At 70.0% G+C, this 16,702-nt stretch carries 15 protein-coding genes; 7 read left to right on the top strand and 8 right to left on the bottom strand.

Annotated elements, in window-relative coordinates; translation table 11 throughout:
* From R2N01_RS08700 to R2N01_RS08680, 5 genes are all read right to left on the bottom strand, one after another.
* Positions 1–595: carbon starvation CstA family protein (locus tag R2N01_RS08700; RefSeq protein ID WP_316670350.1), on the bottom strand; the 595-nt coding region annotated here is incomplete at its 3' end.
* A 299-nt stretch (positions 596–894) separates the two neighbouring features.
* Positions 895–1,737: a formate dehydrogenase accessory sulfurtransferase FdhD gene (gene fdhD / locus R2N01_RS08695; RefSeq protein WP_316670348.1), complete on the bottom strand. Its 843-nt coding sequence runs from the start codon at positions 1,735–1,737 to the stop codon at positions 895–897.
* Between the two features lie 117 nt (positions 1,738–1,854).
* Positions 1,855–4,671, bottom strand: a complete 2,817-nt coding sequence (fdhF, locus tag R2N01_RS08690; RefSeq protein WP_316670345.1) for a formate dehydrogenase subunit alpha — start codon at positions 4,669–4,671, stop codon at positions 1,855–1,857.
* Positions 4,664–5,932 (bottom strand): NADH-ubiquinone oxidoreductase-F iron-sulfur binding region domain-containing protein, encoded by a 1,269-nt coding sequence (locus tag R2N01_RS08685; protein WP_316670343.1) that lies wholly within the window; start codon positions 5,930–5,932, stop codon positions 4,664–4,666. Before R2N01_RS08685 ends, fdhF begins: the two co-directional genes overlap by 8 nt.
* Positions 5,925–6,434 carry an NAD(P)H-dependent oxidoreductase subunit E gene (locus R2N01_RS08680; RefSeq protein WP_316670341.1) on the bottom strand — a complete coding sequence of 170 codons (510 nt, stop codon included), beginning with the start codon at positions 6,432–6,434 and terminating at the stop codon, positions 5,925–5,927. The genes R2N01_RS08685 and R2N01_RS08680 overlap by 8 nt, the downstream gene beginning before the upstream one ends.
* Positions 6,435–7,017: 583 nt before the next feature.
* Here R2N01_RS08680 and R2N01_RS08675 point away from each other — a divergent pair.
* The 7 genes from R2N01_RS08675 (at position 7,018) to R2N01_RS08645 (ending at position 15,036) form a co-directional block, all read left to right on the top strand.
* Positions 7,018–7,800, top strand: a complete 783-nt coding sequence (locus tag R2N01_RS08675) for an MIP/aquaporin family protein (protein ID WP_316670339.1) — start codon at positions 7,018–7,020, stop codon at positions 7,798–7,800.
* 72 nt (positions 7,801–7,872) lie between these two features.
* On the top strand, positions 7,873–9,444 hold the full coding sequence (glpK, locus tag R2N01_RS08670) for a glycerol kinase GlpK (protein ID WP_316670351.1): 1,572 nt from the start codon (positions 7,873–7,875) through the stop codon (positions 9,442–9,444).
* Positions 9,445–9,612: 168 nt separating this feature from the next.
* Positions 9,613–10,545 (top strand): riboflavin biosynthesis protein RibF, encoded by a 933-nt coding sequence (gene ribF / locus R2N01_RS08665; protein ID WP_316670338.1) that lies wholly within the window; start codon positions 9,613–9,615, stop codon positions 10,543–10,545.
* 105 nt (positions 10,546–10,650) lie between these two features.
* Positions 10,651–10,914: a 30S ribosomal protein S15 gene (rpsO, locus tag R2N01_RS08660; RefSeq protein WP_316670337.1), complete on the top strand. Its 264-nt coding sequence runs from the start codon at positions 10,651–10,653 to the stop codon at positions 10,912–10,914.
* Between the two features lie 309 nt (positions 10,915–11,223).
* Positions 11,224–13,437, top strand: coding sequence for a polyribonucleotide nucleotidyltransferase (locus tag R2N01_RS08655; protein ID WP_316670335.1), 2,214 nt, complete (start codon positions 11,224–11,226; stop codon positions 13,435–13,437).
* A gap of 146 nt (positions 13,438–13,583) precedes the next feature.
* The gene (gene dapB, locus R2N01_RS08650; protein ID WP_316670334.1) at positions 13,584–14,321 is read left to right on the top strand and encodes a 4-hydroxy-tetrahydrodipicolinate reductase; all 738 of its coding nucleotides are present in this window, start codon (positions 13,584–13,586) and stop codon (positions 14,319–14,321) included.
* Between the two features lie 10 nt (positions 14,322–14,331).
* Positions 14,332–15,036, top strand: coding sequence for an LmeA family phospholipid-binding protein (locus R2N01_RS08645; protein WP_316670333.1), 705 nt, complete (start codon positions 14,332–14,334; stop codon positions 15,034–15,036).
* 37 nt (positions 15,037–15,073) lie between these two features.
* Here R2N01_RS08645 and R2N01_RS08640 read toward each other — a convergent pair whose 3' ends face one another.
* From R2N01_RS08640 to R2N01_RS08630, 3 genes are all read right to left on the bottom strand, one after another.
* On the bottom strand, positions 15,074–15,346 hold the full coding sequence (locus tag R2N01_RS08640) for a PspC domain-containing protein (RefSeq protein WP_316670332.1): 273 nt from the start codon (positions 15,344–15,346) through the stop codon (positions 15,074–15,076).
* Positions 15,346–15,615 carry a hypothetical protein gene (locus R2N01_RS08635; protein WP_316670330.1) on the bottom strand — a complete coding sequence of 90 codons (270 nt, stop codon included), beginning with the start codon at positions 15,613–15,615 and terminating at the stop codon, positions 15,346–15,348. The genes R2N01_RS08640 and R2N01_RS08635 overlap by 1 nt, the downstream gene beginning before the upstream one ends.
* Positions 15,612–16,702: PspC domain-containing protein (locus tag R2N01_RS08630; protein ID WP_316670329.1), on the bottom strand; the 1,091-nt coding region annotated here is incomplete at its 5' end. The genes R2N01_RS08635 and R2N01_RS08630, both read right to left, overlap by 4 nt.

Raw genomic sequence — 16,702 nt, 5'->3', positions numbered from 1 at the left:
CGACGATGCCGCCGACCCTGCCGATCTCGTCGGTGGCCATCTGGCCGAGCGAGCGTCCGCCGCGGCGCATCGAGAAGAACAGGACGAGCATGTCCTGGATGGCCCCGGCCAGGCAGACGCCGATGACGATCCACAGCGTGCCGGGCAGGTAGCCCATCTGGGCGGCGAGTACGGGCCCGACCAGCGGGCCGGCGCCGGCGATGGCGGCGAAGTGGTGCCCGTAGAGGACGACCCTGTTCGTCGGGTCGAAGTCCTTGCCGTTGTTGATGCGCTCGGCCGGCGTGGCGTTCGAGTCGTCCGGGCGCATGATCTTGTGCTGGACGTACAGGGCGTAGAACCGGTAGGCGATCGCGTAGGTGCACACGGCGGTGATGACGAACCAGATGGTGTTGACCCGCTCGCCGCGCACCACGGCGAGCATCGTCCAGCCGAGCACGCCCAGCGCGGTGATGACCGCCCACAGGACGATCTTCCTGGGGGTCCACCTGGTTCCGGGTCTGGTGCCGATCGGTACGCCCTTCGAGTTGCGGATGACGCGCCGGGCCTCCTCAGGCGTGTAGGCGGGTGGCGCTGCTGTTGGCGTCTGTTCGGCCATGGATGGATTCACCTGGATTCGATCGGATGCTGACGAGACGAATGGATGTGACAGGGCGGGGCGGCCGGGGCGCCATCCTCGGGGCTCCGACCCGATCGGTTTCCGGCGCCGTGCGGACCACGCGCTGCCGACCCTGGCGCCGACCGGGTCGCCTGCTGCTCATAGTAGGAGCAGGGTCGGGTCACTGACTAGGGGTTGGAGCAGGGTCGAGGCGTCGTCAGCTGATTGCGAAAACCAGTGTGACAGGCGGATCGCGGGTTGGAGCGGATCAGCGGTCGGCGGCGGGAACCCGCCGCCGGTCACACCCTGACGACCCGGCCGGGGTTGGAGTAGATGCTCATCCGCTCGCCCCTGACGAACCCGGCCAGTGTCAGGCCGGTCTCGTCGGCGGTCTGGACGGCCAGGGCGGTGGGCGCCGAGATGCCCGCCAGGACGGGAATACCGGCCAGGACGGACTTCTGCGCGAGCTCGAAGCCGATGCGCCCCGAGACCATGAGCACGCAGCCGCTCGCAGGACGGCGTCCGTTGAGCATCGCCCAGCCGACCACCTTGTCGACCGCGTTGTGCCGGCCGATGTCCTCGCGGGCCGCCAGCAGCTCGCCGGCGGGGGAGAACAGGGCTGCGGCGTGCGTGGCGCCCGTGCTGGAGAAGGCCCGCTGCGCCCGGCGCAGCCCGTCCGGCAGGGACAGGACCGTTGCCGCCGCCACAGGGATCTGGTCGGCGCGCAGGTCGAAGCGGGAAGCCCTCTCGAGGGCCTCGATCGTGTCGGTGCCGCAGACGCCGCAGGCGGACGAAGTCACCACCTGGCGCCCGGTGCCGGGCGGCCGGACGCCGTCGGCGAGTCTGATCTGCAGGACGTTGTAGGTGTTGCGCGGCAGCCCGGTGAGCTCGTCCGTGACGGTGCCGGTGCAGTAGCGGGCGCTGGCGATGTCCCCCGGGCCGGCGATGACCCCCTCGGAGGCGAGGAAGCCGTGCACCAGCTCCATGTCGTGGCCCGGGGTGCGCATCGTCGTGGAGTACCTCATCGGGCCCAGGCGTATCTCGAGGGGCTCCTCGACGGCGAGCGTGTCGACGGCGCCGACCCCGCCGGGATGGTGCTCGTCGATGCGCACGACACGATGGCGCGTGGTGACGCGGCCCATTGACTGTCTCCTCCTCCGGCGCTCCGGCGCCATGATCCGTGCCGCCGCGAGCGGTTCGCCGGGCGCCCCGCATCCCCTGGTCCGCGGTGCCGCCCGCTGTGGCCGGGGCAGGACCGGTCACAGCAGCGCGGGCTCGTGCAGACCGCTCAGCCGGCCCGGGACCGGCGCGTCGGCGAGCTTCTCGACCCGGATGGCGCAGACCTTGTACTCGGGGATGAAGCACAGGGGGTCGGTCGCGTCGTTGGCCACGACATTCGGATTGCCCTGCGCGAAGTGGAAGGTCATGAAGGCCTCGCCCTCGCCGACCCTGTCGCCGACCCAGGCCTGCGTCTCGATGGCGCCGCGGCGCGAACTGACTCGTACCCGGTCGCCCTGGGCGATGCCCAGCTCCCGCGCGTCGGTCTCATTGATCTGGATGTACGACTCCGAGGCGATCTCGTCCAGACCCTCCGTGCGGTGGGTCATCGCGCCGGTGTTGTAGTGGTAGAGCATGCGGCCGGTGCTCAGCAGGATCGGGTAGTCCTCGTCCGGCACCTCGTTCGGCTCCTGGTACTCGGTGGGGTAGAAGTAGCCCAGCCCGCGCTTGAACGCGCCGACGTGCATGATCGGCGTGCCCGGGTGGTCCTTCGCGGGGCAGGGCCACTGAAGCGACTCGCCGGCGTCCAGGCGGGCGTGCGAGATGCCGCCGAAGTCCGGGTCGACCAGGCCGATCTCGTCCATGATGTCCGAGGCGTTCCCCAACGTCTCGGGGTAGCCCATACGGCGCATGACCTCGGCGAAGATCCACGTGTCGAGGCGGGCGTCGCCGGGGGCGTCCACCGCCTTGCGCACGCGCTGGACGCGGCGCTCGGTATTGGAGAAGGTGCCCTCCTTCTCCACGTACGCCGCCCCGGGCAGGACGACGTCGGCCAGCTCTGCGGTCTGCGTCATGAACAGCTCGTCGACGACCAGGAGGTCGAGCGCCTCCAGGCCCGCCCTGACGTGGGCCGTGTTCGGATCGCTGACGATCGGGTCCTCGCCGAAGACGAACAGGCCCCTGATGCGGCCCTCGACGGCCGCGCCGAACACCTGGGTGGCGCGCAGGCCGACCTCGTGCGACAGCGGCCTGCCCCAGACGCGCTCGAACTTGGCCATGACGCCGGGGGCGTCGAACCTCTGGTAGCCGGGCATGTTGTGCGGCTCGCAGCCCATGTCGCAGGCGCCCTGCACGTTGTTCTGGCCGCGCAGCGGGTTGATGCCGCAGCCCGGCCTGCCGTACTTGCCGACGACCATCGCCAGATTCGACAGCGACATGACGTTCTGGGTGCCGCTGGTGTGCTCGGTGACGCCCAAGCAGTAGATGATCGGGGCCCGCTCGGCCCTCGCGTAGATCTCGGCGGCCCGGTACAGGTCGGCTACCGGGATGTGGCACAGGCGCGCCACCTTGTCGGGCTCGTACCCGGCGACGATCTCGCGCAGCGCCTCGAAGCCCTCGGTGCGCTCGGCGATGAACTTCTCGTCGGCCCAGCCGTTGGAGATGATGATGTTCACCATCGCATTGGCGAAGGCGATGTCGGTGCCGGGCTTGATGGGCAGGTGCAGGGCCGCCATCGAGGTGAGATCGGTCCTGCGGGGGTCGACGACGATCAGTTCGGCGCCGGCCCGTGCGGCGGCGCGGATCTGCGAGCCCATGACCGGGTGCGCCTCGGTGGTGTTCGAGCCGACGAGCAGGATCGCGTCGACGCCGTGGGTGACGTCGCGGATCGTGTTCGTCATGGCGCCGGAGCCGAGCGTGGCGGCCAGGCCGGTGACCGAGGCGGAGTGGCAGACGCGCGCGCAGTTGTCGACGTTGTTGGTGCCGATGCCGGCGCGCATCATCTTCTGGAACATGTAGTTGTCCTCGTTCGGCGCGCGCGAGCAGGAGAAGCCCGCGATGGCGTCCGGCCCGGACTCGGCGATGATGGCCTTCATCCTGTCGGTGATGAGGTCGAGGGCCTCGTCCCAGTCGGCCTTGCGGAACCGCCCGTTCTCCTTGATGAGGGGATCGGTGAGACGGTCGGCGGAGGAGACGAACTTGTAGGAGCCGAACTTGCCCTTGACGCACAGGATGCCGCGGTTGGCCGGGCCGTAGGCCGGCTCGACACCGACGACCCTGCCGCCGGCGACCTGCAGCTCGAGCTGGCAGCCGACGCCGCAGTGCGGGCAGGTGGTGACGACCTTCTTGTCGACCTGCCAGTCGCGGTAGCTGCGCTGGTGGTCCTTGGCCTCGAGGGCGCCGACGGGGCACACCGAGACGCAGTTGCCGCAGGACTCGCAGTTGGTCAGCTCCCAGGGCATCTCCCAGCCGGTCGACATCCGGGTGTCGAAGCCGCGCTGGGCGAGGGCGATGACATTGCGCCCCTGCAGGTCGCCGCAGGCGCGCACGCAGCGGCGGCACATGATGCAGCGGTCCGCGTGGAAGGTGAGGAAGGGATTGGACGAGTCGACCCTGTGCCCGATGAAGCGGCCGGCGGGGAAGTCGGTGCGGTCGATGCGGTACTGCATCGAGTAGTCCTGCAGGCGGCAGTCGCCGTTGGCCGCGCACCGGAAGCAGTCGAACTCGTGGTTGGAGCACAGCAGGTCCACGATGAAACGGCGGGACTCGAAGATCTCGTCGTCCATCGTGACGACCTCCATGCCCTCGGCCACCGGCTCGGCGCACGAGACCCTCATCCTCGTGCGGCCCCGTTGGGCGATCTTGACCATGCACATGCGACAGGACCCGTCGGGGGCCAGGTCCCTCATCTGACACAGCGTGGGGATCTCGACCCCCAGCTCGCGGCAGGCCTCCAGGACGGTGAGGCCCTCGGGCACGTCGTGCTCGCACCCGTCGATGCGCATGCGGACGGTCCGGACCGGCTCGGCGCCATTCAGGCCGGCCCTCCGGATGGGGTTCGGTGCCGGGGTGCTAGACATTGACCGGTTCCCTCGCGAGTGCCGCCTCGAAGGCGGGCAGCGCGCCGTTCAGCGCGCTGAGGACCGGCACGTCGATGCACTGGCCCAGGCCGCAGGCCGACAGTTTGTGGACCTGCTCGGTGGTGGTGCGCAGGCGCTGGATGTCGTCGGGTTCGCCGCGGCCGGCGGCCAGGCGCTCCAGCACCTCCCAGACGCGGGTGGTGCCCAGCCGGCAGGGCGTGCACTTGCCGCACGACTCCTTGCGGAAGAAGACCATCACCTGGCGCAGGTAGTCGACGATGTCGACCGTGTCGTTCATGACGACGATCGCTCCCGAGCCGACCGCCTTGCCCCCCGACCACTCGTCGTCGTAGTCGTAGGGGGCGTCCAGGCAGTTCTCGAACCCGATCGGTCCCGAGTGCCCGCCGCAGTGGACGAAGCCGAGATCGCCGCCGACGACGCCGCCGCCGAACTGCGGGGACCAGATGAGATCGCGCAGCGTGCGGCCCCCGAGCGGCACCTCGAAGACGCCCGGGTGCGCGACGTGGCCGCAGATGGAGATGAGCTTCGTGCCGCCGCCGTTGCCCGAGCCCTGGGCGCGGTAGTGCTCGCCGCCGTTGGCCAGGACGAGCATGACATCGGCGTAGCTCTCGACGTTGTTGACCAGCGTCGGCCTGCCGTAGAGGCCGACCTCGGCCAGGTGCGGGGGCTTGATGCGCGGGCGGCCCGGTTTGCCCTCGATGGAATTGAGCATGGCGGAGTTCTCGCCGCACACGTAGGCGCCGCCGCCCGAGACCGTGTCGATGTCGTAGTCGAAGCCCTCGACGCCCAGGACGCTGCGCCCGAGCAGGCCCGCGTCGCGGGCCTGCTGCAGGCAGGCGCGCAGGATCCCGAACTCCTCGGGGTACTCGCCGCGCACGTAGATGATGCCCTTCGGCGAGTCGAAGACGTAGCCGGCGATGGTCATCCCCTCGATGACCGAGTACGGGTTCTTCTCGAGCAGGAGCTGATCCTTGAAGGTGCCCGGCTCGCCCTCGTCGGCGTTGCAGATGACGTACTTCGGGTCGCCCTCGATACGGGCCAGCTGGCCCCACTTCCTCCCGGTGGGATAGGCGGCGCCGCCACGGCCGCGCACGTAGCCGGTGGAGATCTCCTCGATCACCTTGTCGGGGCCCATCGCCACGGCGTTGCGCAGCCCCCGGTAGCCGCCCTGGCCGAGGTAGACGGACAGCTGCTTCTGGTCCTCGTCGTCGCCGACGTGCTCGAGCAGGCGGTCATACATGCCGGCTCACCCGATCCTGCTCGGCGCGGTCGTCGGCGACCAGCCGGTCGATCAGGCCGCGGAGCGCGGCGGGGGAGACCCGCTGGTGCGCCCTGTCGTCGATCTTGACGTTCGGCGCCGTGGCGCAGCGGCCGAAGCACGGGACGGTCTCGACGCGGACGGCGCCGTCCGGGGTCGCCTCGTCCACGGCGACGCCCAACTGCTCGGCGGCGGTGCGCTGCAGGACGTCGCCGCCCTGGAAGAAGCAGGGAGTGCTCTCGCAGATCTCCACGCGGTGCCGTCCGTGCGGGACGGCGTGAAGCATGTGGTAGAAGGTCACGATCTCGTACACGGCGGTAGGGGTCATGCCCATGTCGGCGGCCACCTGCGCGGCCACCTCCTGGCTGACGTGGTGCTCGGAGCTGACGTGCTGGATGTCCTGGAGGATGGACAGGATGTGCTCACGCGAATGGTCCCAGCGTGCGAGGATCCCAGCGACCTCGTCGCGGGTCGGATCAGTCATCGTTCGCTCTCCTCCGAACTGATCGGCCACTGCTCATCCGATTCTCCCGGTGGCCCCGCCGCGGACCGCAAGGAGCTACGGCCCGCCGCGAGCGGATCGGGTCCGAGTCGGTCCGTTTCGCCGACCGGGGCCCACGATAGCGCCCGGACGCACCAGCACAATGCCGGGGCCGGTGGTGGGTCCGCGCATTCCCCGCCCGGACCGCCGGACGCCTGCCGTGTTCGGTGTCAGGCCTTGTGAGGACATGGCGTGCTCGCCTCCGGCGGCGCGTCGGGATGAGTGCAGGCTGGCCTGACTGGATTGTGGCGGTACCGGTTCCTCACCCCCATGCGCACCCTGATGGGAGGAAGTGCATCATCTTGCAGGATCCAGTGCACATCTTACAGTTTTCAAACGAAACCCCTCGTGGAACTGGCCTCCGGTCTCGTGATGATGAAAGCGTGTTCCACGGCTTCCCCCTAGGGGAGTTCCGGCCGGGCCCGTGCACGGTGAGTGCATGAACCGGTTCGGCAGCTGTCGACCGCATGTCGTCAGGCACACGTCCAATCCGACACAAGTCCAATCCGACACAAGGGAGTTCCACATGATTCCTCTTGTCTCCTCGGCGGCCATCTTCGGCTCCGAGTTCCTCGGCACCGCATTGCTCATGCTGCTCGGCGTGGGCGTCGTTGCGAACCACAGCCTTCCGAAAACCGGTGGCCACGGTGGTGGCCCCCAGTTCATCAACTGGGGCTGGGGCATCGCGGTCATGGTGGGCGTCTACGGCGCCTACCAGACCGGCGGTCATCTCAACCCGGCCGTCACCGTCGGTCTCGCCGCCGCGGGCAAGGACCTCGCCCCGGGGATCCCCGCGACCGGGGCCAACATCGCGATCTACATCATCGCCCAGCTCTGCGGCGGTTTCGTCGGCGCCATCCTGGCCTGGCTGGTCTACAAGAAGCAGTACGACGAGGACTGCGATCAGGCCGTCAAGCTCGGCACCTTCTGCACCGCCCCGCGGATCCGCGCCTACGGCTGGAACTGCCTCGTCGAGGTCATCGCGACCTATGTCCTGGTGATCTGGGTCATCATCTCCGGTTACACGAACGTGGCCAGCATCACCAGTGCGAACGGCGTCGAGCAGATCAGTGGCTCGGTGATCGGCCCCCTGGGCGTCATGCTCGTCATCGTGGGCATCGGCAACAGCCTCGGCGGCCCCACCGGGTACGCCCTGAACCCGGCCCGTGATCTCATGCCGCGGCTGGCCCACGCCATCCTGCCCATCAGGGGCAAGGGCGGCTCCGACTGGGCCTATGCATGGGTCCCGGTCGTCGGCCCGCTCGTCGGCGGCGCCCTGGCCGGTCTCACCTATCAGATCTTCTGGTGAGCGTCGGTGCCCGCTGCGAGCGAGCACGTCGGCGTGCAGCGGGCACCGTCCATCTCTCAGTTCGCCGGACCGATGCGCTCACGGCCGAGCGCATCACAGTTGAAAGGAGCAACCCCCATGGCAGAAGAAGAGAAGTACATCCTGGCCATCGACGAGGGCACCACCTCGGCGCGGGCCATCATCTTCAACCATGCCGGACGCATCGTCGCGACCGGCCAGCAGGAATTCGAGCAGATCTTCCCGCGCGCGGGCTGGGTCGAGCACAACCCGATCGAGATCTGGGAGGCCGTCCGCGCAGTCGTCGGCCAGGCCCTGTCCGAGGCCGAGATCAACCGCCACCAGCTCGCCGCGGTGGGCATCACCAACCAGCGCGAGACGGCCGTCGTATGGGACCGTCAGACCGGCGAGCCCGTCTACAACGCCATCGTCTGGCAGGACACCCGCACGCAGAGGATCTGCGAGGAGCTGGCCGGCGAGGAGGGACCGGACCGCTTCAAGGACATCTGCGGCCTGCCCCTGAACACCTACTTCGCGGGCCCCAAGGTCCGCTGGATCCTCGAGAACGTCGAGGGCGCCCGCGCCAGGGCCGAGGCCGGCGAGCTCCTCATGGGCACCATGGACACCTGGGTCCTGTGGAACCTCACCGGCGGTGTCGACGGCGGCGTGCACGTCACCGATGTGACCAACGCCTCGCGCACGATGCTCATGAACATCCAGACCCTGCAGTGGGACGAGCGCATGATCGAGGCCCTCGGAATCCCCGCCTCGATGCTGCCGCAGATCGAGTCGAGCTCCGAGATCTACGGCTACGGCCGCAAGAACGGCCTGCTCATCGACACGCCGATCGCCGGTATCCTGGGCGACCAGCAGGCGGCCACCTTCGGGCAGGCCTGCTTCGAGCCCGGCATGGCCAAGAACACCTACGGCACCGGTTGCTTCATGCTGCAGAACACCGGCACCGAGCCGGTCTTCAGCAGGAACGGTCTGCTGACCACCGTCTGCTACAAGATCGGGGACCGGCCCGCGGTGTACGCCCTCGAGGGCTCGATCGCCGTCGCCGGCTCGCTCGTGCAGTGGCTGCGCGACAACCTGAGACTGGTCTCCAGCGCACCCGACTCCGAGGCGCTGGCCGCCTCGGTGGACGACAACGGCGGCGCCTACTTCGTGCCGGCCTTCTCCGGCCTGTTCGCGCCGTACTGGCGCCCGGACGCCCGCGGCGCCCTCGTCGGTCTGACCCGCTATGTCAACCGCGGCCACATCGCCCGCGCGGTGCTGGAGTCCACGGCCTACCAGACCCGCGAGGTCCTGGACGCCATGAACGCCGACTCGGGCGTCCCGCTGACCGAGCTCAAGGTCGACGGCGGCATGACCGCCAACCAGCTGCTCATGCAGTTCCAGGCCGACCAGCTCGACGTGCCGGTCGTCCGCCCGGTCGTCGCCGAGACCACCGCCCTCGGCGCCGCCTACGCGGCCGGCATCGCGGTGGGCTTCTGGAGCGGCGAGCAGGACGTCGTCGACAACTGGGCCGAGGACACCCGCTGGGAGCCGGAGGCCGATCCCGCCGAGCGCGATCGCCTGTACCGCAACTGGAAGAAGGCCGTCCAGCGCACCCTGGACTGGGTCGACGAGGACGTCATCGAGTGACTCCGCCGGACGACTCGACGGGAAGGGCCCCTGACCGGGGCCCTTCCCCATCGTCCGGGCCCCTCGGCAGAGGCGGCCCCCGCCCGGGCCGGTACTAGACTCGGTGCGGCCCGTCGGGGCGCGGCCCCGGTCCGACGGTCCTGGCCCACATCGACTGAAAGGCACGGCATGGCTGGATCGGTCGTCGTCATAGGCAACTTCGACGGCGTTCACCGCGGTCACCGGGCGCTGCTCGGGCATGCCCGAGCCCGCGCCGCCGTCCTCGGCGGGGCGGGCGGGCCGCTGCCCGTCATCGCGGTGACCCTGTGGCCCCATCCCATGACCGTCTTCGCGCCCGACCGCGTGCCGCGCCTGCTCACCAGCCTCGACGACCGCATCGAGCTGTTGAAGCGCAACGGCGCCGCGCAGGTGCGCGTCGTCCAGTTCAGCGGCGAGGTCGCGGCGTGGTCGCCCTCCCATTTCGTCGAGCGCATCATCGACCCGCTCGATCCGCGGCTCGTCGTCGTCGGCGCCAATTTCACCTTCGGCAGGGGCGCCGCCGGCGACGCCCGGGTCCTCGCCGGGCTCGGGGCCGGGCGTTTCGAGACCACCGCCCTCGACCTGGTCGGGGCCGGGGGGACGGGCATCTCGTCCAGCCGCGTCCGCAAGGCCCTGGCCGCCGGCGACGTCACCACCGCCGCCGAGCACCTCGGCCGTTGGTTCTCGCTCTCGGGCGTCGTGGTCGTCGGCGACCAGCGCGGGCGCGCACTCGGCTTCCCGACCGCCAATCTGCCGATCCCGGCCGAACTGGCCACGCCCGGCGACGGCGTCTACGCCGGCTGGCTGCATCTCGTCGATGACCCGGGCACCGGGGCGCTGCCCGCCGCAGTCAGCGTCGGTACGAATCCGACCTTCGACGGCATCGAGCGGCGCGTCGAGTCCCATGCGCTCGGTCGCACCGATCTGGAGCTGTACGGCACGAGGATCCGCGTCGAGTTCGTCAGGCAGCTGCGCGGCCAGATGCGCTTCGACGGGGCCGACGAACTCGTCGTCCAGATGCGCCACGACGTGGCCGAGACCAGTGGGCTGCTGGCCGATTCTGCCAACGCGCCGACCGCCTGATAGAATCACCCAGTTGCCGTCGATCGGCCGCGGAACCTCAAGAGCCGCTCACGTACAGGATTGGGGCGGCGCCGCGCAGCGGGAACAGGAAGGGGGAGCGCCATCATGGACGCCGCCGAGAAGAAGAGGATCATCGAAGAGTACGCGACGCACCCGGGCGACACCGGTTCCCCCGACGTCCAGATCGCCCTGCTGACCAGGCGCATCTCGCACCTGACCGAGCACCTCAAGGAGCACAAGGGCGATCACCACAGCCGCCGTGGCCTGATGCTCATGGTCGGTCAGCGCCGCCGCCTGCTCAACTACGTGGCCAAGGAGGACATCAGCCACTACCGGGAGCTGGTCAAGCGCCTCGGTCTTCGCCGCTGAGGCGAAACGCGCCTCCAGGGCCGTCCGGCAAGGGGCCGGACGGCCCTTTTCCGTCGCGCCGGCGCCTCCCGCCGGGCACGGCGGCTGCCGTCACGGGACGCGCGGGAAGGCGGGCGAATAGGTGGAATTCGTCCCCGTCGGCTAGCCTTGACGGCAGTGCGCTCACCGCGCACACCCATCGGCGCCGCCGTCATGGTCGTCACACTCGGTCCTCGGTGGTGGGCCCCGGGCACGCCCCGGCGCCCTCGATCGAAGACCGGTCCTGATGAGCGTCCATGCCGGCGGCGATTCCCTAGCGAAAGGAATCCCATGGAGGGACCCGACGTCAAGTTCGCCGAGGCCGTCATCGACAACGGCTCGTTCGGCAGGCACGTCATCCGTTTCGAGACCGGCAAGCTGGCCAGGCAGGCCGACGGCTCCGCGGCCGTCTACCTCGACGGCGACACCATGCTGCTGAGCGCCACCACCGCCCAGAAGACCCCGCGCGAGTCCATCGACTTCTTCCCGCTGACCGTCGACGTCGACGAGAAGATGTACGCGGTCGGTCGTATCCCCGGCTCGTTCTTCCGCCGCGAGGGCCGTCCCGGCGAGGGCGCCGTCCTGGCCTGCCGTCTCATCGACCGTCCGCTGCGTCCCGCCTTCAGGAAGGGGCTGCGCAACGAGGTCCAGGTCGTCATCACCGTCCTCGCCCTCAACCCGCAGGTCGAGTACGACGTCGTGGCCATCAATGCCGCGTCCATGTCCACGCAGATCTCCGGCCTGCCCTTCAGCGGCCCGATCGGCGGCGTGCGCATCAGCCTCGTCGGCGACCAGTGGGTGTGCTTCCCCACGGTCGACCAGGAGAAGGAGGCCACCTTCTCGATGGTCGTCGCCGGCCGGGTCCTGGCCAGCGGCGACGTCGCGATCATGATGGTCGAGGCCGGCTCCACCGAGGCCACCTGGGGGTTCGTCAGGTCCGGCCGCACCGCTCCGACCGAGGAGGTCGTCGGGGCCGGCCTCGAGGCCGCCAAGCCGTTCATCAAGGCCCTGTGCGACGCCCAGGCCGAGCTGGCCGCCGAGGTCGACAAGGAGACCCGCGACTTCCCGGTCTTCAAGGACTACGAGGAGGACGTCTGGGAGCGCGTGAACGAGCTCGGCCACGACAGGCTCGACGAGATCGAGCAGATCGCCGGCAAGCTGGAGCGCCAGGACGCCGAATCCGGGCTCAGGCACGAGATCAGGGACGTCATGGGCGCCGAGGAGGCCTTCGCCGGCCGCGAGGGCGAGATCTCCGGCGCCTTCAAGGCCATGCAGAAGAAGATCGTCCGCGGCCGCGTCCTGGCCGAGGGCGTCCGCATCGACGGTCGGGGCCCCAAGGACATCCGCACGCTGTCCAGCGAGGTCGGCGTCATCCCGCGCGTCCACGGCTCGGGTCTGTTCCAGCGCGGGGAGACCCAGGTCCTGGGCATCACGACGCTGAACATGCTCGACATGGAGCAGAAGCTCGACACCCTGAGCCCGGTCAGGTCCAAGCGCTACATGCACCAGTACGAGATGCCGCCGTACTCCACCGGGGAGACCGGCCGCATCGGTTCGCCGAAGCGCCGCGAGGTCGGCCATGGGCATCTCGCCGAGCGCGCCATCGTCCCGGTGCTGCCCACGCGCGAGGAGTTCCCCTACGCGATCCGCCAGGTCTCCGAGGCCATCGGGTCGAACGGTTCCACCTCGATGGGCTCGGTCTGCGCCTCGACGCTGTCCCTGCTCAACGCGGGCGTGCCCCTGAAGGCCCCCGTGGCGGGCATCGCCATGGGCCTCATGAGCGAGACCGACGAGAGCGGGAAGACCACCTACCTGGCCCTCACCGACATCCTCGGCGCCGAGGACGCCCTCGGCGACATGGACTTCAAGGTGGCCGGCACCAGCGAGTTCGTCACCGCCCTGCAGCTCGACACCAAGCTCGACGGCATCCCCGCCGACGTGCTCGCCCAGGCCCTGCTGCAGGCCCGGGAGGCCCGCACCACGATCCTCGGCGTCATCCGGGACGCGATCGACGAGCCCGACGAGATGAGCGAGTTCGCCCCGCGCATCCTCACCGTGCACATCCCCACCGACAAGATCGGCGAGGTCATCGGACCCAAGGGCAAGGTCATCAACCAGATCCAGGACGACACCGGCGCCAGCATCTCCATCGAGGAGGACGGCACGATCTACATCGGAGCCGACGACGGCGAGTCGGCCGAGGCCGCGCGCACGATGGTCAACGCCATCGCCAACCCGACCATGCCCGAGATGGGCGAGCGCTATCTGGGCACCGTCGTGAAGCTCACCAGCTTCGGCGCCTTCATCTCGCTGCTGCCCGGCAAGGACGGCCTGCTCCACATCTCGAAGCTGCGCGCCCTCAACGGCGGCAAGCGCGTCGAGGAGGTGGACGACGTCCTGTCCGTCGGCCAGAAGATCCAGGTCGAGATCACCGACGTTGACGATCGCGGCAAGCTCTCGCTGAGCGCGGTCCTCGAGGACGACGAGGAGAGCCCCGAGGCCTGATCCGGGCTGCTCGAACAGCCGGAGGGCCGGTCCCGTGCAGGGCGGGGCCGGCCCCCTTCGCCCCCTTCCCGGTGGCCGCTGCGGCGCCGCGGCGACCCCTAGTAGGCTGGTCACCGTTCTGTCGGGCGACATTCTGCGAGGTAGCGATGATCAGGGTCGGCGTGTTCGGCGCCAGGGGCCGCATGGGCTCCACCGTGTGCGAGGCGGTCGAAGGGGCCTCCGACATGGAGTTGGTGGCCCGCATCGACGTCGGGGACGACCGCGCCCCGGCCCAGGACGCCCAGGTCATGGTCGACTTCACCCGGCCTGCCGCCGTCATGGACGACATCGAGTGGTGCATCGACCGCGGCGTCAACGCCGTCGTCGGCACCACCGGCTTCGACGACGGGCGGCTCGCCCAGGTGCGCTCCTGGCTGGGCGGGGCCCCCGGGGTCGGCGTCCTCATCGCCTCCAACTTCTCGATCGGCGCCGTCCTCATGATGGCCTTCGCCGAGAAGGCCGCCCCCTTCTTCGACTCCGCCGAGATCATCGAGCTGCACCACCCGCGCAAACTCGACGCCCCCTCCGGCACCGCTGCCAGCACCGCGAAGCGCGTCGCCGCGGCCCGCAGGGCAGCGGGTCGCGCTCCGATGCCCGATGCCACGCAGACCGCCCTCGACGGTGCCCGGGGCGCCCGCGTCGACGACGTGCCGGTCCATTCGGTGCGCCTGCAGGGCCTGGTCGCCCATCAGGAGGTGCTGCTCGGCACGGCGGGGGAGACCCTTACGATCCGCGACGACTCCTACGACCGCGCCTCCTTCATGCCCGGCGTCCTGGCAGGCGTGCGCGCCGTCGTCACCAGACCCGGCCTCACCATGGGCATGGACGAGATCCTCGGTCTGTGAACGGCCCGGTATGTCGCGTGCTCTGAAGGTCCTGTGCGGTTTCGTCGTCATCGGCCTGGTGCTCGCCGGCGTGCTGGTCGGGGGCTCGTACTGCGTGGCGATGCGCGCCGTGCAGACGCGTGTCGCCGGCCGGCTGGGCGTTGACGCATCGCAGGTCCACGCCTCGACCTCGCAGAAGATCCTGCTGTCGGTGCTCACCGCGGACACGCTCGATGATCTGAGCATCGACGTCGACCAGGCCGATCTGACGGTCGGGGGCGAGAGCCTCTCGCTGCGGTCGCTCCACGGCGGTGCCACCGGGCTGAGCCATGTGCGCGAACCCGACGAGCTGACGGCCGGGACCCTCGAGGCCTCGGCCGTCATGAGTTGGGCCGATGCCAGCACGGTCTCGGGCATGTCGTTGAGCTGGGGAGGCGGCGGGACCATCCAGGCCGTCACCACGGCGGACGTCCTCGGCTCCGTCGTGCCGGCGACGCTCACCGCCACGCCCGCGGTCGCGGCGGACGGGGCGATCACCCTCCAGGGCGCCCAGGTGTCCATCGCCGGCACGGACCTGCCCGATGCGCTCGCTCAAGCGGTCCTCGACGACGTCCAGGACCGGCTCGCACTGCCGGGCCTGCCCGGCGGGCTCGACTACTCGGGTCTGGAGGCCGCCCAGGACGGCGTGACGGTCGCAGTGAGCGGCCAGGGCGTCACGCTCTCGAGGCTGTTCTGAGCCCTGGTCCTCGTGCCGTGGCGGCGTCCGGCCCGGCTCACCGGCCGGTGTAGCCGTCGGACTTCTTGCCGCCGAACTCGTCGAGCTTCTTCTTGACCTGGTCGAAGCCGCGCACGTCGTCGTACTCGTCGGGCAGGAGCAACCAGCCGACCAGATAGACGAGGATGGCGCCGCCGACCGTGACCACGGCGAGGACCCCGAAGACGAGGCGGACCAGGTTGGAGTCGATACCGAGGTAGTCGCCGATGCCTCCGGCCACGCCGCTGATCATCCGGTGATCGCGGCTCCGTGCGAGTTTCTTAGTGGCCATCAGGGTTCTCCTTGCTCCGTTGTGGGTGTGGATACTGGGGGGTCCTCGGGCGGCCCCGCATCGCCGATTCTGCCCCTCGCCCTGGCGCCGCTCGTCACCAGCCCCGCTATGCCGGTGGCGACGAGGGCCAGGGCCAGGCCGATCCGCACGACGCCGTGGTTCACCAGGTGATTCGAGGTGAGCACGGTCAGCGCGGCGATGATGATGAACAGCAACCCCCACACCAGGGACGCGGAGCGCTGGGCGCGTTCATCGCCGGTACGGCTCATCGGACGACCTCCATTTGCGAACGCACGAGCCTGACGCGCAGGTGCAGGGCCGCCGAGCGGTCCTCGGCGTCGTCGGCCCGGGAGGGTGCGCCGGGAGCGGTGGCGTCGCTCGTCCAGGTGCCCGAGCCGATGCCCGCGCAGCCGTCGGCGGAGGGCAGCGTGAGCTCCGACAGGAGGCAGGTGTAGTCGAGCGTGACCGAGCGGGTGCCCGGGGCGATGACGTGAACGGTCGAGTCGTGCACCTGGATCGTCACGTCGTTGCCCTGGGCGGGCAGGGAGTCCAGGTCGAGGATCGCGCTCTGGGTATCGATGCTGAACTCGGAGGCCTGCCCGGTCTGGTCGGGGTGGTAGCCGCTGGGCTGGGCCTGCAGGCCGAGAGTGGTGATGTAGGGCGTGTCGAGCGCCAGAATGACGGCGCCGAGGCAGATGCCCACGTCGCGCAGCGGGCGTGAGACGGTCCAGAAGCTGGTCAGCACCAGGCCGATGCCGATCGTGCCGAGGGTGGCCGCGATGCCGCAGACCACTCGGGCGAGCGGCCTGGCGTCGACGAGGACGAACATCGCCAGACCGGCCGCCACGGCCAGGGGCAGCGTGATCGCGGTGATGACAGTGACCGGTCTCGTGCTGCGCGCCGGAGACGGGCGGGCGGCCTCGGCCCGGTGCCGTCGTGCGCGGGCGGCGAGCACCGGCCTGAATGCCCGCATGACGACGACGGTGAGCGCGATCGGGACGATGGGCCACCAGGTCAGGGGGACGAGATTGCGCGCGGCCAGGGCGGTGCCCGCACCGGTCGCCAGCAGCAGGATCGCGAACCCGAACCAGCCGGTGCGCCGGAAACCGGGCAGCACCCGCTCGACCGGGGTGCGGTCGTCCCAGACGGTGGGCGTGGTGATCCACAGTGCGAGGTAGAGGGCGATGCCGAGCCCGGCGCTGAGTCCCGCCAGTGCGGCGAACATGCGGACGAGCAGGGGATCGATGCCGGTACGGCCCGCGACGCCCTGGCAGACACCCCCGATGACGCCGCAGTCGGGATCGCGGGCGATCAGCCCGGCCGGGCCCCGGCGGCCCGGCGCCGTCCGCGACCGCC

Origin of the sequence: uncultured Propionibacterium sp. (assembly GCF_963539965.1) — a bacterium.
Classification (GTDB): domain Bacteria; phylum Actinomycetota; class Actinomycetes; order Propionibacteriales; family Propionibacteriaceae; genus Propionibacterium.
This window is presented reverse-complemented; position numbering and strand designations above follow the sequence as displayed.

Excerpts from the sequence above, each read along its gene's own strand:
- fdhD (WP_316670348.1), bottom strand. The coding sequence starts at position 1,737 with ATGGGCCGCGTCACCACGCGCCATCGTGTCGTGCGCATCGACGAGCAC.
- fdhF (WP_316670345.1), bottom strand. The coding sequence starts at position 4,671 with ATGTCTAGCACCCCGGCACCGAACCCCATCCGGAGGGCCGGCCTGAAT.
- R2N01_RS08685 (WP_316670343.1), bottom strand. The coding sequence starts at position 5,932 with ATGTATGACCGCCTGCTCGAGCACGTCGGCGACGACGAGGACCAGAAG.
- R2N01_RS08680 (WP_316670341.1), bottom strand. The coding sequence starts at position 6,434 with ATGACTGATCCGACCCGCGACGAGGTCGCTGGGATCCTCGCACGCTGG.
- R2N01_RS08675 (WP_316670339.1), top strand. The coding sequence starts at position 7,018 with ATGATTCCTCTTGTCTCCTCGGCGGCCATCTTCGGCTCCGAGTTCCTC.
- glpK (WP_316670351.1), top strand. The coding sequence starts at position 7,873 with ATGCGCTCACGGCCGAGCGCATCACAGTTGAAAGGAGCAACCCCCATG.
- ribF (WP_316670338.1), top strand. The coding sequence starts at position 9,613 with ATGGCTGGATCGGTCGTCGTCATAGGCAACTTCGACGGCGTTCACCGC.
- rpsO (WP_316670337.1), top strand. The coding sequence starts at position 10,651 with ATGGACGCCGCCGAGAAGAAGAGGATCATCGAAGAGTACGCGACGCAC.
- R2N01_RS08655 (WP_316670335.1), top strand. The coding sequence starts at position 11,224 with ATGGAGGGACCCGACGTCAAGTTCGCCGAGGCCGTCATCGACAACGGC.
- dapB (WP_316670334.1), top strand. The coding sequence starts at position 13,584 with ATGATCAGGGTCGGCGTGTTCGGCGCCAGGGGCCGCATGGGCTCCACC.
- R2N01_RS08645 (WP_316670333.1), top strand. The coding sequence starts at position 14,332 with ATGTCGCGTGCTCTGAAGGTCCTGTGCGGTTTCGTCGTCATCGGCCTG.
- R2N01_RS08640 (WP_316670332.1), bottom strand. The coding sequence starts at position 15,346 with ATGGCCACTAAGAAACTCGCACGGAGCCGCGATCACCGGATGATCAGC.
- R2N01_RS08635 (WP_316670330.1), bottom strand. The coding sequence starts at position 15,615 with ATGAGCCGTACCGGCGATGAACGCGCCCAGCGCTCCGCGTCCCTGGTG.